This window comes from Deltaproteobacteria bacterium (assembly GCA_016235345.1).
GTDB lineage: Bacteria > Desulfobacterota > Desulfobacteria > Desulfobacterales > Desulfatibacillaceae > JACRLG01.
The window spans coordinates 325,153-345,628 of sequence record JACRLG010000028.1 but is presented as its reverse complement, the minus strand read 5'-3'; the positions used below and the strand labels follow the sequence as shown (position 1 = coordinate 345,628).

The window sequence follows — 20,476 nt, the reverse complement described above, 5'->3', positions numbered from 1 at the left end:
GTCTTTGGGTGTTGATTGCTGTCCGGCGCTCTTATTAACGGCGGCCAATAAAACTCGTAAAGGGCGTCCTTAATGAATTTCCTTTACGAAAACACCCGTTGACAGTAATTAATCATAAGGGCTCTGTCAAGTGCGGCCCATGCAAGGGTTTCGCCATTATCCAGGCTTGCGGGAAAATCCCATGAATCCTTCGGAAAAGCCGTCAATACTCCTGATAAACCCCCATTGGACTGGCATGGCGCGCCAGAAGCAGCGCCAGTTCCGAAGGGTGTGGCCGCCGCTCTGCCTTGCCACGGCTGCGGGAATGCTTCTCCGGGAGGGCTTTCCGGTCCGGGTGCTGGACAACAACGCCGAAGGACTGCCCCTCGATGAGATACGGAAAAGGGCCGAAGGCGCGGGTCTGGTTTTTTTGACCTCCACCCCCTACGACCGCTGGCAGTGCCCCAGCATATCCATAGATTTTTTCCTTGAAACCGCCCGTGTCATTCCGCCGGAAAAGCTCTTCATCCTGGGCGGCCACGTCACCGAGCGGCCCGAAACCCTCCTGCGCGAAACCGGGGCGAGAGCGGCGATCCTGGGCGAGCCCGAAGAAACCATAGTGGAAATATGCAGGAAAGACGCTCTTTCCGAAGGATTTGACAGGCTCCGGGAAATCGCCGGGACCGCCTTTCTCGAAAACGGAAAATTCCACAGGCCTCCCGTCCGTCCCTACATGGCCGACCTGGACGGGCTGGCCACGCCCGCCTTTCATCTTCTTCCCATGGAACGCTACCATTATTTTCCCGTCATGGGGAAACCCTTCACCATACTGGAATCATCGCGGGGCTGCCCCGGGCGGTGCACCTTCTGCTATCTGGGCATGTACGGGCGCAAGGTGCGGGTGAAAAGTGCCGCACGGTTCCTGGACGAGATCGAATTTTGCGCAAAAATGCACCGCGTGAAGAATTTTTATTTCATGGACCTGGAGTTCTGCCTCAACCGGGAGCGCACCGAGGAAATCTGCCGGGGAATCCTGGAGCGGGGCCTTAAAATCAACTGGTGCTGCCAGACCAGGGTGAACGACATCGACGACGAGCTTGCGGCTCTCATGAAAAAGGCCGGTTGCAGCCTTATTCATTTTGGCGTCGAGGCCGGAAACCCGGAGATTCTGGCCGCCACCAGAAAGGGCATCACCGTCCAAAAGGCCCTTTCCGCCGTGGCCCTGTGCCGGAAAAACGGAATCCGCACGGCGGTTTTCATGAACTTCGGCTTTCCGGGGGAAACCCTGGCCCAGATGGAGGAGACCATTGATCTGGCCATCGCCATGAACCCCACCTACGCCAGCTTTCACCTCATAGTGCCCTTTCCCGGAACCGAACTTGCGGAAAAACTGGGGGTCGGCCCCGAGGACTTCCCACCGGGCCTTTATCCGTCGTATAATCATACAAGCCACGAGCTTGCGCCCCTTAAAAAAATGCTCCACCGGGCCTACAGGCGCTTTTACCTGCGGCCCAGTTACGCGTTAACCTGGCTTTCCGACCATAAAAAAGCTCTGAGGAGCGCGCCATGACGAATTCCTGGTGCAACCGGCCATACCACGAAGGCGATGAACACGGAATCCTGGCCCTTCGCAGGGCGGCCTTCGGAAACCTCGACCCGGTGCGTCTTCTGATGTCCACCTGGCGCTGGCAGTTCAAGGACAACCCGGCCGGAGCGCCCTTCATAAGGCTTGCCGAGTGCCGGGGGCGCGTCGTGGCCCAGTACGCCGTGATCCCAATGCGCGTCTCCGTGGACGGGACGGAGCGCACCCTTGCCTTTTCCTGCGACACCATGACCCACCCGGCCTTCCAGCGCCGGGGCCTTTTTTCGCTCCTGGCCGGGGCGGTTTACCGGGACATGGAGGAACAGGCCGGGATCAGGGGGGTCTTCGGCTTCCCCAACCGGGCCTCCATGCCGGGCTTCGTGAAAAACCTTGGGTGGAAGCACATAGCCTCGCTTCCTCCCTGGGTGACCCCCGCGAATCCCGCAGGAGCCCTTTTCCCGCCCGGAGCCGGGTTCCGCGAGAACGGCAGGGACCTGGCCCTTTTCCCCCAAAGCTCCTTCGGCCCCTGTTTCGACGATCTCTGGGCCAGGCACCGCCCGGAAAAGGGCGTGGCCCTGGTTCGGGACAGCCGCTACCTTTCCTGGCGCTACCCGTCCTTTCCCGATTTCGGCTACAGTGCCTTTTCGATTGCGGAACAGGGCGAAACCAGGGGGTTTCTGGTCTTGAGGCCCATAAGGATAAAGGGAATACCCATTCTGGCCATTGTGGACGCCTTCCCCTTGAACATTCTCACCCCCGGCCTTCTTGGGCTTTTGCGCAAAATGGCGGCCAAGGCTCACGCCACGGCCATAACGGCCCTTTTCGCGCCCGCTGACTACCGAAGGGCCAGACGCCTGGGCTTTTTTCCGGCCCCGAAAAAAATCTCGCCCAAGACCTTCGAGCTTGCCGGAAGATTCTCCCCGGATGAGCCTGAATCCCTCACAAGCGCGGACGGCTGGCGGGTAAGCTTCGGGGACACGGACATCGTCTGAATCCTGAATGTGGCTATGAACTATTCTCAGCTTTTTAATACAGGCTAATCGGAACCGGAAAAGCCCCGCACTCCGTCATTCCGGCGTAGGCCGGAATCCAGTTTTTGCTCTTTGCAGTCTTTTTCTGGACCCCGGCTTTCGCCGGGGCGACGAGCCTTGACCGCTTCGGCTTTTCTATAAATGTACAGCGACTAAGCTGAAAATAATATAGAGCCACTATCCTGAATGAGCGGGAAAGATTTTCCATGGAGCCGGACAAGCCCGGAAAAACCAGGCGGATCGTGAGGCGCGCCGCCCTGTGGGGCGTTTTCGCCGCAGGAATTGCCGGTGTTTTTCTGGCCATAGCCATTGGGATCATCCTTTACCGCCCCCAAATCCTGTGGCCCCTGGCCCAAAAGGCCGTGGCGGCGGCGGGCGGAACCGCCACTGCGGGCGACGTCGAGCTATCCATCTGGCCCATGCTGGCGCGGGTGGAAAACCTCGAAATAATCCTCCCCACCATCACCGCCAAACTCGACCACGGCGCGGTTTACCCGGATTTTTCAGCCAAAAGGCGGGGCGAGCCCCTCATAAGGCTGGTGGAAGTGCGCGGGCTTAGGGCCGAAATAAGGCCGTCGCCCAAAAAAGAGGAAAAGCGCCCCGCGCCCCCCGATATTTCAGGGCTTCAAAAAATCTTCGATATTTCGGAAGCAAGAATCAGTGACTGCGACATAAGCCTTCCAGTCGGCAAGGGAAGGGCCGCCGTGAAGGAGCTTTCCGCAACAATCGCCCCAGGCGCGAACGACACCCGCACCCTTTCGGCAAGCGCCCTCTGCTCCTGGCAGGGAGCCAGCCCCACGGAAAAAGCGTCCGGCCCGGTCAGAATTTCCGGTACTCTCAACAGGACGCCCTTGCTCTCCGGGAAGATGGAAGCCCCCGAAATGGCCGTCTCCCACCCGCGATTTTCGGGAAAGGTGACGGCCCTGGCGGATTTTTCCCTGGACAGGGACGGATTGACGGTTTCATCCCTTGCGGCAAAGGTTCCGTCGGCGGACATCAGCGTCTCGGAGAAGGCGGGCTGGAAGGGGCTACCCATAAGGCTTGCCGCAAAGGGGGTCTATCCTTTCAGAAGCGCTCCGTCGGTGGCGGTAAAAAGCCTCGCGCTGGGGAGCCTTGCAAGCCTGGAAGGCGAGGCGAAAGGCTCGAAAACCTCCGACCTTTCGGCAAAAGCAAAGATCACGGTATCGGACCTTGCGCACCTTGTTGCGGGCCTCGGCCCCCTGATCCCGGCTTCCGCCCGGCCCTTCGAGCCCAGGGGCTCCTTTTCGGTCACGGCCACTCTGGAAAAGGGAAAGGCTGCGGTTTCGCTCGATCCCATGCGGGTTTCGGGCAGGATGACGGGTTTCGACGTTTCCGGCCTTTCCGCAAGGGTCGCGGCGGTTGGCCCCCTGAAAGGCCCCTTCTCGTTTAAGGGAAACCTGAAGGCCGCCTTTGCCCCGGACCCCAAGGCCCCGAAGCCCGCCCCGGTTTCCGGGGCCGCTTCCCTCACCCTTGCCGGAAAGGCCGGGCGCGAAGGATTTGAGATAAGCGTCTCGCCCGCATCTGCGCGGATTCTCCACAAGGGGAGCGCCATGGAGACCGTCGGCCTGTCCGCCTCGGCCAAAGGGCCGTATGGAGGCCCCTTTGAATGGAAATCCGGCGGGGCTGTCCGGGCTCTGGCCGTGCGCACTTCAAGCGGACCGGCGGGCGCGTCCGGCATGATGAGATTTTCCGCCGACGGCAGGGCCGGGGGCGGAATACTGGAGGCCGGGGCCGACATCGATGCCGCAGACGCCGTTTTTCGCGGACTTTCGGCAAGCCTTTCGGGAAGGCTGACTGCGGCGCGATCCGGCAAAAAGCCCCTTTCCGTCAACGGCGACCTCGCCCTTTCGCTTGCACCGGCCAAGGGCCGGGGAGGGCCGGACGACCTCCCCCCGGTTTCGGCCAGGGCAAGCGTGAAAGTCCGCACCACGGCCCAAAAATTCGACTTGAGCGCCGACCTCTCCGGTCTTTCAGCCGCCCACAGGGGGCTTTTTCTCACCGGGGCCGGAACCCTTGCGGCTTCAGGGCCTGCGGCTGGCCCTTACAGCGTGAAGGCCGCCATTGACGCCTCGGTGAAACCGGGACCAGGGGCCGGAACCGGAAAAAATTTCCCCAATGTAGACGGAAAGGCCCGCGCATCCGTCATAGGGACAGTTACGGGGCGGAATTTTTCCGCCGGAATCGTCCTTTCGGAGCTGACGGGAGTCATGAAAGATTTTTCGGGAAAAATTTCAGGCAGGGCCTTGGCTTCCGGCCCCTTCAAAGGCCCCTGGGCGGTCTCCGGGAACCTTTCCGCCGCCCTTGACCGGGCGGAGCCCGCGAAACCCGCCAATCAAGCCCTTAAGGCTGCTGCGTCCCTGGCCTTTTCCGGCGCGGCGGGCCGCGAAAGGCTCGCCCTCGCCCTTTCCGCCACGGATTTTTCCGCCGCGCTCCCCGGCCTGTCGGCCAGGGGACGGGCCAGGATGGACATAAAGGGCCCGGCCTCCGCCAAGGCCCTGGTTTCCGGCCTTGTAACGGCCACCGCCGATGTGGACAGGGGGCAGGTTAAGGCAAGGGGGCTCGCGCTCTCCATCCCGGTTTCGGGAACCCTTCTTTCTACGTCACTAAGGGGCTTTTCCCTGGTCCTCCCCAAGGGGGGCCTCTGGCTTAAAGGCAAGGAAGTGGACATAGGCAGGGCCAGCGCGGGCGGAGACCTCGCAATTTCCGGCAAAAACCTGACAGCCCGGAATCTCCATCTTGAATCCGGCAGCCTCGGGGAAATTTCCGGACATCTGGAAATCCTTGACGGAAAACCATCGGGAAAATTTTCCGCAAAGGGCCTTACCCTTGAAAAACTCGCAGCCCTGGCCCCGGCCTTCACCGATTTTCCCGTCAGGGACTGGGCGTTGACCGGAGCCGTGGGAATTTCGGGCGACATCGCCAAAAACGGAGTTATAAGGCTCGATTCGGCCCTTTCCGACCTCTCCCTCTCCTCTCCGGACGGATCCGTCATGGGCCAGTCCATAACGGTCGCCCTTGACGCCAAAACATCCCTTGGCGAAAACCCGCCGGTCACCCTTTCCCTGGCCGCGAAAAAGGGGGAGTTTCTCTATAAGACCCTTTACATGGATTTCGCCAAGCTCCCCGTAAGCGCCAAGGCGTACGGGCGGCCCGTTGGCGCAAAGGGCATAAAGGGCCTTGATTTCAAGGGCGGCGTGGGCAACCTGGGGCTTCTTAAAGTTACGGGCGATCTTTCAAAAGCCGGAAAAGACCTTGATTTTTCCGGCAGGGTGAACCTTGACCGGGCGGACCTGACCGGCATCTGGACCGCCTTCATAAAAGACACCCTTGCCGCCGCAAGGCCCGACATGGCCGGAACGGCGATTTCCGGCGGCCTTGCGATGGCCCTTTCCGTCACCCGCAAAAGCGGGATAACCGACGTTTCGGGCAGCCTTTCGGTGCGGGACATGGGCCTTTCCCAGGAAAAGGGGGCGAATATTTCCGGGCTTGTCCTCGATCTTCCCCTTTCCTACCGCTTCGGGGCGGAAGGGCCGAAGCAGCCGGAGGCCATGCCCGACTGGGGCAGGCTGACCGTCAAAAAGCTCACGGCGGGGCCGGTGAACGCCGGGCCTTACGATCTTTCCGTGGCCCTCATGAAAAACCGGTTCTGGGTGAAGGAGGACATAAGGGTGCCGGTTTTCGGCTCTGACATCGTCCTTTCGGGCATAAGGGTGATGGAGCCCCTTTCGTCCGGCTTTTCGGCCCGGCTGTCGGCGGTTTTGAGCGAGCTTGACATGTCCAAGCTGCCCTCCGGCATGGCCCTTTCGGGAAAAATCGGCGGAACCCTCGCCCCCATAGTCGCCACCGGCAAGAAGGTCGCCATCGGCGGCGGTCTTTCCGGCACCTTCTTCGGCGGAAAGCTCGCGGTGAGCGGCCTTTCGGTGGCCGACCCGCTCGGCATGGGCCGCACCATAGGGGCGGACGTAAACATAACCGGAGTTGACTTGAAGCCCTTCACCACCGCTCTCGGCGCGGGCCTCATTTTAGGCAACGTGGACATTACCGCGTCAAAAGTGGCCATAGCCCAGGGCCAGCCGGTTGCCTTCGACCTTGCGGTGCGGTCGGTGCGCAAAAAGGGGGTGCCCCAGAAGGTGACCCTGGAGGCCGTGAACTCCATCGCGGTGGTGTCGTCCGGCTCCGGCCTCACCGGCATGGGGGTCAGCCTCATGACAAAGGTGTTCGAGGCCTTCCCCTACGAGGCCATGGGTTTTTCCTGCACCTTGCGGAACGACACCTTCTCGGTGAGGGGCCTGGTGCGGGAGGGCGGTGTGGAATATCTCGTCAAAAGACCTTTGATACGCGGCATAAACGTGATAAACAGGAACCTGGAAAACAAGATCAGCTTCTCCGACATGCTGGAGAGAATCCAGCGGGTCAGGGGGGACGGGAAAGGGCCGGAAGTCAGGATGGGAGCAGAATAAGCGCCTGTCCGTGTGTCGCCCGGACTATAGGCTGTTTCCGAAAAAAATCAGCGCCAACTTCAAGGAGGATGTGTCATGTCCCAATGGAACAAATTTCTGGCCTTAAGCATGGCCGTGGGCTTCATAGCGGCCTGTGTGACGGTGAACATCTATTTTCCGGCGGCCAAGGTCCAGAAGGCCGCAGAGGAAATCGTCGACGAGGTTTACGGAACCAAGGCCGCCGGAACACCGGCCAAGGATGCCCAGCCTGCGGCAGAGGCCCCCAAGCCCTCGTCATCGCTCGGAAAACGCGCGGTAGTCGCCCTTCTTGACATCATCTCCCCCAAGAGCGCCTGGGCAGACGACGCCACCACGGTTTCCAACGCCAACATCCGCGCGCTTAAAGACCAGATAACCGCCAACCACGCCAAGCTCGCCGCCCATTACGACGCGGGCCGGGTGGGAATAGGCAAAGACGGGCTCCTGGTCTTTAAGGGCCCCGAAGGCCTGGGCCTCAAGGAGGTAGGGGAACTGAAACGCCTCATCGACGGCGACAACCAGGCCCGCACCAAGCTCTACCAGGAAGTCGCCGGAGCGCTCGGCATCGACCCCGCCCAGGCCGGGAAGGTTAACGACGTTTTCGCCAAGGAATGGCAGGGAAAGGCCCCGGCGGGGTGGTATATTCAGGACCCCTCCGGCTCCTGGAAGAAGAAATAGCGGCGGGCGTCTGAGAACGCGATCTGCTGTGTCAGGCGTCACGGCGCGGGTCGGAATGTACGAAAAGTACTATTCCTTCCCGCGCCGCTCGCCTTCCTTGCAGCTCATCGTTCTCAATCGCCCTCGCGGGGTGGCGAATTTTCGTGTCCGGCCTTGGTCGGGTGCTGATTTTTCATGACCGGCCCTGGCGGGCGGGTTGTTTTCGTGACCGGATAAAACCGGGAATCAATACTCATTCTTTTCAACGCTCAATAAGACTGGAGATCTTTTTCCATGAAGCAAAAGTCGGTTTTTTACCTTGTGGCGGCCCTGCTTTTGATTCCGTCAGTGGTCTTCGCCTTCGGCCCCAACATGCTCAAAAAGGAATTTTCGGCGGAGGAGGTCATAACCACTGATCCCACGAAAAACCCCGGCGTCATGCCCGGCATGGACACCTCCATGGTGCCCAGAACCCAGATCGCCAAGGTCTTCATGGCCAAGACCATGTCCCGCTGGGACGAGGGGAACAACACCACCATCGTACGCCTGGACAAGAAACTCGTCTACGTGGTGGACCACCTCTCCAAAACCTACACCGTGATGCCCATGGACCCGAACGAGCTTCCGGCAATGCTGAAGGACTTCGACAAGTCGGTGGGCAAAAAGAAGCTGGGAACCGAAAGGGTGGACGGATGGGCCTGCACCAAGTGGCAGTTCACCATTAAAATGGACGATGTCATGGGCAAGGAAATCGCCGACCAGATGAAGGCGGTGGAGTCCATGCCGGGGCCCCAGGCCGCCCAGATGAAAAAATTCATGGCCCAGATGAAAAGGGATATCGTCTCCACCGTGTGGATAGCCGAGGACCTGGGAGCCCCCATCAAGACCGTGACCAGCGACGGCACATCCACCATCCTTCGCAAGATAAAGGTGGGAACCCAGAGCCCCAAGCTCTTCGAGCCGCCCGCAGGCTACAGGAAATCCGACATGCCGGGCCAGATCGGCTCCACCCCGCCTCCCCCGAAAAAAAAGGCCAAGTAGGCGTCTGGAGCTGATCGCAGCGAACAGCGTAAAACTTTCCGCGCATGAAAAAGCCGGATGTGGCTTATGGCCCGTCCGGCCTTTTCTTTTTTTTCGCGCCGGTGTAAAAGGGGGCGTATGGCCGGTCAAATTCCAAAGGAGGCAATGAAATGCGCGTCAAATCGATAATGACAAGCGACCCCGTAAGCATTCGCCGCAACGCATCCATAGCCGACGCCATCGCTATAATGAAGGACAACGCGATAAGGCATCTTCCGGTGGTGGACCGGGAAAACCGCCTGGTGGGCTTCCTGACCCTGGCGGACCTCAAGCAGGGCTTCCTGCCGAGCCTGGTTGCGGACGTCGACTTGAAGGACCTCATGATTTCAAACCCCTTCACCGCCCACGTGAACGACGACGTGGAGGACGCGGCCCGGCTCATCCACAAGAAAAAAATCGGCGGAATGCCGGTTGTTGACGACAACGGGCGGCTGGCGGGCGTCATCACCGTCATCGACATACTTGGGGCCTTCATCGAGATGATGGGCCTTCTCACCCAGAGCGTGCGCCTTCTTGTTGAAACCGGGCCCGGCCCCGACGCGGTGAGCCGCGCCTGCGCCATCATAACCGGGGCGGGCGGCAACATCATAAGCATAGGGCTTCCCGACGCCAAACCGGATTCGCCGAAAAGGGTGTTCCGGCTTGAAACGGCGGGGAGCGCCGAGGCCCGGAAAGCCCTTGCCGACGCGGGCTACAAGGTGGCGGAATGACAGGCTGCCCTAAAACGCGATCCGCTGTGTTGCGCGCCTTGCGGCTCATCGTTTTTCATCAGCCTGTAAAATTGTTGTGTCCCCACGGGCTGTCAGAATCCGGAACATAAAACCGCGAGGTTCCCCCAGTGCCTTCATCTATAATTCCCGCCATCGCGGGCGCGGCCCAGCTCATACAGGGGCCGGATACCGTCGATCCCAAAGACCCCCTAAGCCTCATGGCTGCGGTTTCCCTGGCGGCCTTTGACGATGCCGGGCCGAACGCGAAAAGCGTGTGCGACGGAATTTTCATGGTCCGCACCATGAGCCACGGCTACAGGAACCCGTGCGGCGACCTCGCCCGGAGGCTTTCGGTGGCCCCGGTGGAAACCATCTACGCGCCCATCGGCGGCACCACCCCCCAGGGCCTTCTTTTCAAGGCGGCCACGGCCATTCGGGAAGGCAGGATGAGGGCGGTTCTTATCTGCGGCGCGGAAGCGGCCTTTTCCGAGCGCCAGATTCAGCGTTCGGGCGCGGATCTCGGCTGGCCGGAAAAGGAGGAAAACCCCTTCGACCCGGAGCCGCCCGCCTTCACGGACTACGAGATGCGAAACGGCATCTTCGCGCCCTCCTACGCCTACGCGTTTTTCGAAAACGCCATGCGGGCGCACCTTGGCCACGATCACGAAACCCACCGCAGATACATGGGCGGCATCTGCGAAAGGCTCTCGGAAATCGCCGCGCAAAACCCGTACTCGTGGAGCCGCGCCGCCCTTTCCGCCGGTGAAATTTCCATCCCCGGCCCTAAAAACCGCATGGTGGGCCACCCCTACACCCTTCGCATGAACGCCAACATCTTCGTGGATCAGGCTGCTGCGGTGCTTTTAATGAGCGATGAAACCGCCCGCTCCCTTGGGATTTCCTCCGACCGGCTGGTCTATCCCCTTTCCGGCGCGGCCCTCCAAAACGTGCGCATGGTAAGCAAAAGGCCCCTTCTCCACGACGCCCCGGCCCTGGACGCAGCCGCCAAACTGGCCTTTTCCGGCGCGGGATGCGGAATCGGCGACATCGCCCATTTCGATTTCTACTCCTGCTTTCCCTGGGCCGTGGAAGCGGCCATGCTGGAGCTTGGGGTGTCCCCCGATGACCCAAGGCCCATAAGCCTCACAGGCGGCCTCCCCTATTTCGGCGGCCCCGGCAACAACTACAGCCTGCACGCGGTGGCCGAGGCCACGGAGCGCATAAGGGCCGACCGGAAAAGCCTCGCCCTTGTCACCTCACTTGGCTGGTACAACACCCGCTGGGCCGTTGGAATCTACGGCGGAGAACCCCTAAAAGACGGCTGGACCGCCCCCGACAACGCCTGCGCCCAGGGCATGATCGACGATTCGGCCCTTCCAGACGCCGTGGAAAAGGCCGAGGGCGATCTTCTGGTGGAATCCCTGGTGGTGCTCCACGACAGGACCGGCGAGGCCGAACACGCCACCGCCCTTGGGAGGCTAAAGGATGGAAGAAGGGCCTTCGCCCGCGCGGAAAGAGCTGACGTTGACCTTGATTCGTGGGAGAAAACCGAGCTGATCGGAACGACCATGAAGGTGAAACACGACCCGGAAACCGGATACAACAGGCTGATTCCATAACGGAATCTTCTTTATGAAAAGGATATGAAACGGAAAGGATTCGATTTTAAGGATGGCTTACACGACGAAAAACGACGAGGCCTCAAAACCCGGCGACGCCCCCCGCTACACCTGCTCCGACTACCGCGCGGAGATGCTTCTGGCCTCCCTCCGCAAAAGAAGGAGCGATCCTTCCACAAGCGACCAGGACCGGAAAATCGCGGAAATGGAAATAGAACGCCTGGAGAGGGAGATGGGGCTTTCATAGGATCAGCGCAAAAACCTCCCATAAAGATACCCTGCGGCGGACGCCCTTAAAACCCGCTCGGTGAGGGGCCCCCGGCCCCTTCCTGTAACAGCGCGGAAACAAGAGGACGCCAGCACCCATAGCGCGTTTCCAAGCCCCCGTATTTTATCGGGATGAAGCCTTTCCAGGGCCGCAAGGCTCTTTCCGTGCCAGCGGGCCTTTTTGATGAAAAAGCCCGGGGAAAGCCTTTCTTCAGTCATGAAGTGGATGACTTTGAGCGCCGGGTCATAGATCACCGGGCGGTCCTCAAGCTTTTCCATGCGGATGAAAAGCTCCGTCTCCTCGGCGTCCATAAGCCCCGCGCCCTTGCGGCCAAGGTCGCCCCTGAATCCTCCCAGGCTTTTCAATACATTTGCGTCAAAGGCCATGTTGGTCCCGTAAAGGGTTTCGGGCCAGCGGATGCGCCGCCGCGCCGGCCCTAAGTTCAGGCTGTTCAGCCAGGGGGCCAGGCCCTTCTCGTACCAGCCGGGCGCGTTGTTTTCCCATCCCACCGCAATCGGCCCGCCAACGGCTCCGGCCCGGTCTCCCTCCTCGGCCAGAAGGCGCGAAAGGGCCGCGAGATAGCCCGGAACAAGCTCCGCGTCGTCGTCGATGTAAACGATCCATCGCCCCGAAGCCTCCCGCCACGCCCGGTTCCTGGCCGCCGAAAGCCCGGGTTCCGGCTCACGCACAAGGCGCAGTCCTTCCGCGCGAGCTCCCAGGGATTTCGCCACCCTGCCGGTTTCACCGTCATCCCCGTTGTCCACCACCAGGATTTCCAGCCCCGGCGCGTCCGCAGCCTGATTCAGCACCGATTCCAAGGCCCTTTTCAGACTTCGGGCTCGGTTTCTTGTGCAGACGGCCACCGTTACGGTGACGGGTGAGCTTGGGTCGCATTTTTCAGGCATGCCTCCATTCTTGCACAAGACGCCCGGATATGCCATAAGCTATCCAAGAAAAATTATATTCTTTCACGCCTCCCCATTCGGGGCCACACCCAAAAGGTCGAGCCATGCCCGGCGTCACTCCCAAGAATTTCGGAAAATACCTTCTCCTGGACCCCATCGGCGTGGGCGGCATGGCCGAGCTTTTCCGGGCCAAGATGACCGGCGACGAGGGCTTCGAGAAAATCATCGCCATCAAGAAAATCCTGCCTCACCTTGTGGGCGAAAAAAACCTCATCGAAGCCTTCATCTCCGAAGCGCGCCTGGCGGCCTTTCTCCAGCACGACAACATAGTGCGCACCTACGATTTCGGGCGCATGGGCGATGACTACTTCATAGCAATGGAGTACCTTTTCGGAAAAAACCTGCGCCTTGCAACCGACCGGGCCTCCGAAATTTCCCTGCCCATGAGCCTCGTCAACGTCCTCTTCGTGATTTCCCAGGTCCTGATCGGCCTGGAATACGCCCACGAGCTATCCGACTTTTCCGGCGCTCCCCTTGGTGTGGTGCACCGAGACATCAGCCCCCAGAACATCTTTATCACCTACAACGGCCAGGTGAAGGTTATCGATTTCGGCGTGGCCAAGGCCAAAAGCCAGGTGAACACCACCCAGTACGGCGTCATAAAAGGCAAGCTGGCCTACATGTCGCCGGAGCAGGCCTACGGGGCCGCAGTGGACCACCGCTCCGACATCTTCGCCGTGGGCGCCATCCTCTACGAGCTTCTTTCGGGCCAAAGGCTCTATTCGGGCGAAACCATGGAAATCCTGGAAAAGGCCCGGAACGCGCAGTTCACCCCCCTGTCCGACCTTGTGCCCGGCCTTCACCCCAAGCTCGGCCTTGTGGTGAAAACCGCCCTGGCCCGCGACATGTCCCTTCGCTACGACTCCTGCGGACTGATGCTGGCCGACATTGAGGACGTAATCTGGGAACTCGCCTTCCGGCCCTCGTCAAGGGGGCTCGCCCGCTACATGAAAGAGCTTTTCGGAGACGTGATCCCCTCCGAGGAGGCCCTCCTGCGCGACGTTATGGGCGCTGACTCCCTTTCCAAAATCGGCCCGGAATTCGATGAGCCGGAACCGGAATCCGACTCGCGCCCTCTTGCCGCCCCCGGCCCGGAAACCGCCGTCACCGTAAAATCCCGGCTCATCACAAAGGCCCCGGTTATCCCTTCCGCGATCCGAAAAAACATAGGCATCTTCGGCGACGTGGGCGCGGGCAAGACCAGCATCCTAAGGCGCTACACCGAAAACCTCTTTTCCGGCGAATACCTGCCCACCGTGGGCGTGATGGTGGAAAAAAAGCCCGTGAACTTCGAGGGCAAAAGCCTTGCGCTCACCCTCTGGGATTTCTCCGGCCCGGACCCTGTCCACGGATTCACCCCGGACAAGGCCAAAAACCTGGACGGCGCAATCCTGGTGGTGGACTGCACCAGGGCCGAATCCCTGCAATCCGCCAGAATGACCAAGGACGCCCTTGACCGGGCCATCGGCCCCAAGCCCTTTGTCTGCGCCGTGTCCAAGACCGACCTCACCCTTCAATGGGCCGTGGAGCGCAAGGAGCTTGCCGAACTCGAAAAAAGCGGATGGAGCATAATAAGGACCAGCGCGAAAACGGGCGTGGGCGTCACAAGGGCCTTTATGACCCTCGTCGAACTCATCCTCCAGGACCAGGAGGGCTGAGAGCGCGAGCTGCGGCGTCAGGCATCGCCTCCCGGCTCGGTCACGTACAAAAGCGTACGCTCGCTCGCCTTCCTTGCATTTCATCGCCCTCAGCCCTCCTGGCCCAGCCTTACGGGTTAAGGAGAGTTAAAGAAAAAGAGAATACGGGAAGGCCATGGTGCCGTCACCCTGGGAGCGCGGGCGTCCCGCCCGCAGAGGGCATATTCGTGGGTGGCCCCGGCAACTGGTTGCCGGGGTGCGAAGCACAAGAGGTGCCATCTTGCAGGCAATGGGAAGAAAATAAAGGGACGGGAATTTGAAACGGCTTCGCCTGCTTTCCATCGTTTTCGGCCTTGCCGCTTATATTATTCCGGCCTTTTATTTCTATTGGCGGTATAGCATAATGATGACTGCTGGAGTGCGAAGCGGACTCCCATACATGGCTGAAATGCAAATCAGCTTTTTTTTCGCCGGAATATTGTCGGGCATAGGGGCGTCGTTAGGCATAGCTGCTTGGATGAAAGTCAAAAATCCTCGTCCAAGGCTGCAGCTCGTTGAAATTGTACTTGTTGGACTACCTGCAGCAGCCTGTTTCCGCTATATCTGCTCATTTATTTTCCGCTGAAAAGCGGGGGGCAATTAACATGATGTATTAGAGGCTTTGCTGCCGTGAGGACAAATGAAAGAATCGCAAACATCCAGTCTTTTCGGGGCCTTGGGCATGGTGGTGCTGGCGATGGGGCCGGAGGGGACCTTCCATCCGGTGGGGGCAGCGCCCGATTGGTTCACCGGCTTCTGCCCGGAATGCTCCCTTGAAAAGACGGCCTTCAACGCCTGGCAGATGTCGCCCTTCCTGGAAGCCTTCATCGACGAGGCGGCAGGGGTGTGGGCGGCGGAAAGCGGCTTTCCGGTGGTGCTCAAAAGCGGCTGGTGGACCAAGATCGAGCCAACAGGGGTGGTGCATTATTTCCTGGCCACCGCAGTAAGGCTTCCGCGAACCAAACTCCTGGTCATCCGCCGCGAGCCGGGCGACTCCGAGCTTTTCGCGGCGCTCCAGGGCTACAAGGAAAGCTTCCTCACCCTAAGCGCGGTGAAGCAGGAAAAGGAAACCTGCTCGGTGGAACTGGGCAAATTGAAGGAAATGGCCGTAACAGACGAGCTTACCGGGCTTCCCAACGAACGCGGCTTCTTCGCCCTGGCCTCTGAGATGATCGAGGCCGCCAAAAAACGCAGGCTGGCCAACCTGGTCTTCACAGTGAGCCTTTCGGAACTGGCCCGCATAAACGAGCAGTACGGCCACGTGGAAGGCTCCATGGCCCTGGTGGCCGTAAGCGACATTTTGCGCAAAACCTTCGGCGGCCAGAGCGTTGTTGCGAGGCTTAGCGGCGGCGAATTCGCCGTGCTCGCGGTTGAGACCGCCTATCTCACCGAAAACGTGTATAAAAAGGCCCTTGAGGAAAATCTGGACGCCTTCAACAGAAGCTCCTTCAAAACCTACCGCATGGCTCTTTCAACGGGCGCGATCCGCCTTGCCCCGGAATACGCCGGAACCCTTCGGGACGCCCTGGAAAAAGCGGTGTCGGCCATGCGCGGCGGAAAAAAGCCCCCCGTCAGGGGCAGGTGAGTGAAAGCGTCCGGTCCCCTGTTTCAGGAGGCCGGGCGGACCTTTTCCACCTCTTCCAGAAAGGCCGGTATGAAGGCCGCAAGGTCTTCGGCAACACCTATGTGTGCCACGGAGAATATGGGCGCGCAGGGGTCCTTGTTTATGGCCACTATCAGGTTCGACCCGGACATGCCCGCCACGTGCTGGAAAACCCCGGAAATCCCGCAGGCGATGTAGAGTTTGGGCGACACCGTGGCCCCCGTAACCCCCACCTGGCGGTTTGCCGGAAGCCATCCCGCGTCGCACACCGGGCGGCTTCCCGCCACAGCCGAGCGGGGAAAGAGGGCGGCAAGGCGCTCGATCAGCTCTAAATTTTCCGGGCAGCCGATCCCACGGCCAGCCGCCACCACAACGTCCGCCACCGAAAGGCCCATGTCCGCCAGGGCCGGGGCGAGTTCTTCAAGAAGCCGCATCCCGGAATCGGTGATTTCAACATTTTCGGTGGTGATTTCACCGGGCGCAAAAGGCGGGGCTTCGGGAACCGGAAAACCGCCCGGAAGGGCTGTTAGCACGGCGCAGGAGGAGTTGACCGAGATTCGCTGAAGTAGCTTTCCGCTTGCCGTGGGCCGCACGAAAACCGGGCCGGATGCGCCCTCTTCCACGCTTGTTACGCCGGTTATGCATGCTGCTGCCAGTTTGATCGAAAGAAGCGGGGCAGCGTCCATGTTGCTTATGGTGTGGGACAAAAGTATGAACCGAGGTTTTACGCGCAAGGCCACGGAAGCGATGGCCGCCGTGAACACATCGCAGAGAGCCTGAACAAGGCCCGCGCCGCTCAAAGCCAGCACCGGCAGGCCGAACCTTGCGGACGCCGTTTCCGCCGCCTTGTCCGGCTCCTCGCCCGCCACCAGGAAAATCGCGTTTTCGGGCCTCGCCCCCAGGGCCAGGGCCAGGCCCACGGCGTCCTTGGCGCTTTCTTCCAGGCCCTTTGCGCCCGCCGCCGCAACAATCAGAAATTCCGCTTTCGCAGACTCTTTCACATCATCCCCCTGTCGGCAAGCATCTTGAAAAGCAGGGCCGCTTTCTCCGCCGTGGTCCCGGAAAGCATCTCCACCCGTGAAACCGCGCAAGGGGCTTCTTCCGACAAAAGGGTTTCGGTGGGGCGCACTTCCGGCAGGCGGCTTAAATCAATGGCCGGAACGGTCGCCCGGTTGGCCCGAAGAAGGTTGGAAAGGCTCGGATACCGGGGCTGGCGCGTGGTTGTCTGGATGGTGAGCACGGCAGGGAGCCTTATTTCAAGAGCGAGCCTCCGCCCGGACTCGATCTCGCGGGTGACCGTAACCACGCCCTTTTCGGGGCAGGGGGCCAGTTCAACAGCGCAGCCCGCCAGCGGCAGATCGAGGATGCCCGCCAGCATGGGGCCGGTGCGGCCGCTTCCGTTGTCCTCGGAGGCCGCCCCGCACAGAATCAGGTCAAAGGCCCTGCTATCTTCGGATTCCATGCGGAGGGCGTTCGCCAGGGCGCTTGCGAGAACAAGGCCCGAAGGCTGCTCCGGGCCTCTGCACACGATATGCCGGGCCTCATCCGCCCCCATTGCCAGCGCCCGCACAAGAACCGGACCGGCCTCGTCAGGCCCAAGGCAGAAGGCCGTTACGTGCGCCCCCAGGCAATCCTTTAGCCTTAGCGCTTCTTCCAGGGCGTAGGAGCCGGAGGCGTCCATTACGGGCTTTCCGTCGGCATCCCTGACCATTTTTAAGCATACGTTGATATTCACGTTAACCCGCTTTAATGAAGTTGAACAAAACCGGCCTTATCCGCCGCCATCCTACAGGTTTTTCGCTTTTGCGGTCAACACCCCAAAACGGCAAAAGGGGGAAACCGGTTGACCCGGCCTCCCCCTTTTATCCGAACCCATTTTCAGATGTGCCTCTATACTATTTTCAGCTTAGTCGCCGGGCATTTATAGAAAAGTCGAAGCGTTTCAAGGATCGTCACCCCGGCGGAAGCCGGGGTCCAGAAAAAGCCTGCAAAGGACAAAAACTGGATTCCGGCCTACGCCGGAATGACGTAGTGCGGGGCTTTTCTGGTTTCGTTTTGCCTGCATTAAAAAGCTGAGAATAGTTCAGAGCCATATTTTCAAATGAAACTACTTGACGCCCTTCAGGCTCTTCACGTCCATGTGGCGCACGGTCTGGCCCTGGACGAGGTAGATGACCTCCTCGGCTATGTTGGTGGCGTGGTCGCCTATGCGTTCCAGGTGGCGGGCCGCGAACAGAAGGTTCAGCCACAGGCCAACCTGTTCGGGGTCCCGGCTTATGGCGTCCTGAAGGGCGGTCGAGGCCTTTTTATACAGGTCGTCCACCTCGTCGTCCCGGAAAAGCACCATGTAGGCGAGGTCGGTATCGAGATGAACCAGGGCGTCCAGGCTTTTTTTCAGCATAACCAGGGTCTTTTCGCCCATTTCGCGCACGTCGAAGGCCGTGGTGCGCCCGTTGGCCGGAGGCGACGGAAGCCGCCTTATGTCCTTAACCCTGCGGGCCATGTTGACGGCCTCGTCGGCTATGCGCTCAAGATCGTTGTTGATCTTTATCACCACCGCGATGAAACGCAGGTCAACCGCCACGGGCTGGTAGAGGGCAAGGAGCTTTAAGCACTCCTCCTCCACCTCCACCTCCTTTTCGTCCACCTCGTGATCGGCAGTTATTATCCACTCGGCGGCCTTTTCGTCCAAATCCTCCACGGCCTTCACCGCCGCTTCAACCCTGCTCTCGGCCAGAGCGCCCAGTGCGAGGATTTGTTTTTTCAGTTTTTCCAGTTCCCGCTCCAGATGTCCGATCATGGTGTGGTCCTTTTTAAAAATCACCCAAAAATTTAAGGATGTTGGGTGAACCTGCCCTTGGGCTTAAACCACCCAACCTACGGCCTATCTTTTTCGTCTCTGCGTTAACTACCCGCTTAAATCAAACCACGGGACAGGCCGTCAGAAAACGATGAAATGCAAGACCTTCAAATAGTGCATCCCTCGTTTACTACTGCGATTTTGGATTGCTGAAAACGATGAGCTGCAAGGCGCGCGAGTCTCAGGCGAGGGAGCGTACGCTTTTGTACGTGACCGAGCATGAGACGACGCGCAACACAGCAGATCGCGTTTTCAGTTATCCAAAACGGCCGGTAATGTAATCTTCGGTCTTCTTCTCCTTGGGGCGGGTGAACAGAAGCTGCGTCGCCCCCACCTCTATGAGCCGCCCCATGTAAAGGAAGGCCGTGGTGTCTGAAACCCGCGCCGCCTGCTGCATGGAATGCGTTACGATAACAATAGTATAGAGGGTCTTCAACTCGTGGATGAGTTCTTCAATTTTATGGGTTGCGATGGGGTCCAGGGCCGAGGCAGGCTCATCCATCAGAATAACCTCAGGCTGCACCGCAAGGGCGCGGGCGATGCAGAGCCTTTGCTGCTGGCCGCCCGAAAGCCCAAGGGCCGACTGGTGCAGGCGGTCCTTCACCTCGTCCCAGAGGGCCGACTGTTTAAGGCTTTCCTCCACCCGGGCTGCTATGGCCGCCTTGTCGCGCTCGCCGTTCACCCTAAGTCCGTAGGCGGTGTTCTCGAAAATGGTCTTGGGAAAGGGGTTGGGCTTCTGAAAGACCATCCCCACCCGGCGGCGAAGGTCCACCACGTCTACCTTGGGGGCGTTGATGTCTTCGCCGTCCAGAAGTATGGAGCCTTCCACGCGGGAAGAGGGTATCAGGTCGTTCATGCGGTTAAGGCACCGCAAAAGGGTGCTCTTGCCGCAGCCGGAGGGGCCTATGAGAGCGGTCACCCGGTTTTCGGCAACATCCAGGTTTATATCGAAAAGGGCCTGGGAAGCTCCGTAATAAAAGCTCATGGAATTGATTGCGATTTTTTGCTGGTCCGACACTCGTTCCTCCGGTGCTACCTTTTTTTTCTCAGATACGAGCGATAAACAATGGCCACAAGGTTCATTCCGAAAACCAGGGCGATGAGGACCAGGGCCGTTCCGTACTGGAGGTGCCGCGTTTCCTCTATGTTGGTTCCCGCCGTGGCCAGAACGTAAATGTGATAGGGAAGCGCCATCACCTGATCCATGAGTCCGTGGGGCAGGCTGGGCGAGTAAAAGACCGCCGCCGTGAACATTATGGGCGCGGTTTCCCCGGCGGCCCTGGCAAGCCCAAGGATTCCGCCCGTGAGCACACCCGGAAGGGCCGCCGGAAGCACCACCCTGAAGGTGGTCTGCCAGCGGGTTCCCCCAAGGGCCAGAGAGGCCTCCCGGTAGGTTGCCGGAACAGAGCGAAGGGCTTCTTCGGTGGAGGAGATTATGACCGGAAGGGTCAGGATGCCCAGGGTGAGCGCCCCGGAAAGTATGCTTACCCCCAATTTCATCCAGGTGACGAACACTGCGAGCCCGAAAAGGCCGAACACCACTGAAGGAACGCCCGCCAGGTTGTTGATGCCAAGGCGCACCATGCGGAGCGTTTTTCCGGGCCTTGCGTATTCCGAAAGGTAGATGCCGGAAGCCACTCCAAGCGGAAAGGCCACGATCATGGCCCCTATTGAAAGCACGATTGTACCCACGATGCACGGGAGTATCCCGCCGGCGGTCATGGCCTCGCGGGGGGCTTCGGTGAGAAAGCTCCAGGAAATGGCACTGGCCCCTCTCATGAGGAGAAATCCGACGAGGATGAACAGCGCCGCCGCGTTCATGGCCGCCGCCCCGCGAAAGAGCGTGAACGCCGCCGCCTGGCTCGCCCTGCGCCGGAGCTTTCCGCGAGCGCGGTTCGGTCCTCCGCCGCCGCTACGGGATTCGCCCCTTGGTTCAACCAGGTCCAT

The 20,476-nt window shown here is 60.1% G+C and carries 16 protein-coding genes; 11 read left to right on the top strand and 5 right to left on the bottom strand.

Going from position 1 to position 20,476, the window contains the following annotated elements; all coding sequences use genetic code 11:
* Window positions 1–181: 181 nt before the first annotated feature.
* From HZB23_15185 to HZB23_15150, 8 genes are all read left to right on the top strand, one after another.
* A complete protein-coding gene (locus HZB23_15185) occupies window positions 182–1,549 on the top strand; it encodes a radical SAM protein (GenBank protein MBI5846002.1) in 1,368 nt (455 codons plus the stop codon).
* Window positions 1,546–2,553 carry a GNAT family N-acetyltransferase gene (locus tag HZB23_15180; protein ID MBI5846001.1) on the top strand — a complete coding sequence of 336 codons (1,008 nt, stop codon included), beginning with the start codon at window positions 1,546–1,548 and terminating at the stop codon, window positions 2,551–2,553. The genes HZB23_15185 and HZB23_15180 overlap by 4 nt, the downstream gene beginning before the upstream one ends.
* 245 nt (window positions 2,554–2,798) lie before the next feature.
* Window positions 2,799–7,073, top strand: a complete 4,275-nt coding sequence (locus HZB23_15175) for a hypothetical protein (protein ID MBI5846000.1) — start codon at window positions 2,799–2,801, stop codon at window positions 7,071–7,073.
* A 75-nt stretch (window positions 7,074–7,148) separates the two neighbouring features.
* Complete coding sequence (locus HZB23_15170; protein MBI5845999.1) at window positions 7,149–7,769, top strand: DUF1318 domain-containing protein; 621 nt, start codon at window positions 7,149–7,151, stop codon at window positions 7,767–7,769.
* Window positions 7,770–8,042: 273 nt separating this feature from the next.
* Window positions 8,043–8,789, top strand: a complete 747-nt coding sequence (locus tag HZB23_15165; GenBank protein MBI5845998.1) for a DUF4412 domain-containing protein — start codon at window positions 8,043–8,045, stop codon at window positions 8,787–8,789.
* 149 nt (window positions 8,790–8,938) lie between these two features.
* Entirely contained in the window at window positions 8,939–9,538 is a 600-nt protein-coding gene (locus HZB23_15160; protein MBI5845997.1) for a CBS domain-containing protein, read from the top strand.
* A gap of 128 nt (window positions 9,539–9,666) precedes the next feature.
* Window positions 9,667–11,157, top strand: coding sequence for a hypothetical protein (locus tag HZB23_15155; protein ID MBI5845996.1), 1,491 nt, complete (start codon window positions 9,667–9,669; stop codon window positions 11,155–11,157).
* Between the two features lie 52 nt (window positions 11,158–11,209).
* A complete protein-coding gene (locus tag HZB23_15150) occupies window positions 11,210–11,404 on the top strand; it encodes a hypothetical protein (GenBank protein MBI5845995.1) in 195 nt (64 codons plus the stop codon).
* 2 nt (window positions 11,405–11,406) lie between these two features.
* On the opposite strand, the gene HZB23_15145 is transcribed toward HZB23_15150, so the two are convergent.
* Complete coding sequence (locus HZB23_15145) at window positions 11,407–12,330, bottom strand: glycosyltransferase family 2 protein (protein ID MBI5845994.1); 924 nt, start codon at window positions 12,328–12,330, stop codon at window positions 11,407–11,409.
* 104 nt (window positions 12,331–12,434) lie between these two features.
* Between HZB23_15145 and HZB23_15140 the strand changes: the two genes are divergently transcribed.
* The 3 genes from HZB23_15140 to HZB23_15130 all read left to right on the top strand — a co-directional run bounded on the left by HZB23_15140 (window position 12,435) and on the right by HZB23_15130 (window position 15,651).
* Window positions 12,435–14,048, top strand: coding sequence for a protein kinase (locus HZB23_15140; GenBank protein ID MBI5845993.1), 1,614 nt, complete (start codon window positions 12,435–12,437; stop codon window positions 14,046–14,048).
* A 295-nt stretch (window positions 14,049–14,343) separates the two neighbouring features.
* Window positions 14,344–14,652, top strand: coding sequence for a hypothetical protein (locus HZB23_15135; protein ID MBI5845992.1), 309 nt, complete (start codon window positions 14,344–14,346; stop codon window positions 14,650–14,652).
* A 54-nt stretch (window positions 14,653–14,706) separates the two neighbouring features.
* Entirely contained in the window at window positions 14,707–15,651 is a 945-nt protein-coding gene (locus HZB23_15130) for a GGDEF domain-containing protein (GenBank protein MBI5845991.1), read from the top strand.
* A 23-nt stretch (window positions 15,652–15,674) separates the two neighbouring features.
* Here HZB23_15130 and HZB23_15125 read toward each other — a convergent pair whose 3' ends face one another.
* The 4 genes from HZB23_15125 to HZB23_15110 all read right to left on the bottom strand — a co-directional run bounded on the left by HZB23_15125 (window position 15,675) and on the right by HZB23_15110 (window position 19,886).
* Window positions 15,675–16,670 carry an electron transfer flavoprotein subunit alpha/FixB family protein gene (locus tag HZB23_15125; GenBank protein ID MBI5845990.1) on the bottom strand — a complete coding sequence of 332 codons (996 nt, stop codon included), beginning with the start codon at window positions 16,668–16,670 and terminating at the stop codon, window positions 15,675–15,677.
* The gene (locus HZB23_15120; protein ID MBI5845989.1) at window positions 16,667–17,404 is read right to left on the bottom strand and encodes a hypothetical protein; all 738 of its coding nucleotides are present in this window, start codon (window positions 17,402–17,404) and stop codon (window positions 16,667–16,669) included. Before HZB23_15120 ends, HZB23_15125 begins: the two co-directional genes overlap by 4 nt.
* 372 nt (window positions 17,405–17,776) lie before the next feature.
* Window positions 17,777–18,469: a phosphate signaling complex protein PhoU gene (phoU, locus tag HZB23_15115; GenBank protein MBI5845988.1), complete on the bottom strand. Its 693-nt coding sequence runs from the start codon at window positions 18,467–18,469 to the stop codon at window positions 17,777–17,779.
* A 316-nt stretch (window positions 18,470–18,785) separates the two neighbouring features.
* Complete coding sequence (locus tag HZB23_15110; GenBank protein MBI5845987.1) at window positions 18,786–19,886, bottom strand: phosphate ABC transporter ATP-binding protein; 1,101 nt, start codon at window positions 19,884–19,886, stop codon at window positions 18,786–18,788.
* Between the last annotated feature and the right edge of the window lie 590 nt (window positions 19,887–20,476).

Bases quoted from the DNA above. Each gene is read 5' to 3' on its own strand.
- HZB23_15160 (MBI5845997.1), top strand. From the start codon at position 8,939: ATGCGCGTCAAATCGATAATGACAAGCGACCCCGTAAGCATTCGCCGC.
- HZB23_15145 (MBI5845994.1), bottom strand. From the start codon at position 12,330: ATGCCTGAAAAATGCGACCCAAGCTCACCCGTCACCGTAACGGTGGCC.
- HZB23_15180 (MBI5846001.1), top strand. From the start codon at position 1,546: ATGACGAATTCCTGGTGCAACCGGCCATACCACGAAGGCGATGAACAC.
- HZB23_15150 (MBI5845995.1), top strand. From the start codon at position 11,210: ATGGCTTACACGACGAAAAACGACGAGGCCTCAAAACCCGGCGACGCC.
- HZB23_15175 (MBI5846000.1), top strand. From the start codon at position 2,799: ATGGAGCCGGACAAGCCCGGAAAAACCAGGCGGATCGTGAGGCGCGCC.
- HZB23_15185 (MBI5846002.1), top strand. From the start codon at position 182: ATGAATCCTTCGGAAAAGCCGTCAATACTCCTGATAAACCCCCATTGG.
- HZB23_15140 (MBI5845993.1), top strand. From the start codon at position 12,435: ATGCCCGGCGTCACTCCCAAGAATTTCGGAAAATACCTTCTCCTGGAC.
- phoU (MBI5845988.1), bottom strand. From the start codon at position 18,469: ATGATCGGACATCTGGAGCGGGAACTGGAAAAACTGAAAAAACAAATC.
- HZB23_15165 (MBI5845998.1), top strand. From the start codon at position 8,043: ATGAAGCAAAAGTCGGTTTTTTACCTTGTGGCGGCCCTGCTTTTGATT.
- HZB23_15130 (MBI5845991.1), top strand. From the start codon at position 14,707: ATGAAAGAATCGCAAACATCCAGTCTTTTCGGGGCCTTGGGCATGGTG.
- HZB23_15170 (MBI5845999.1), top strand. From the start codon at position 7,149: ATGTCCCAATGGAACAAATTTCTGGCCTTAAGCATGGCCGTGGGCTTC.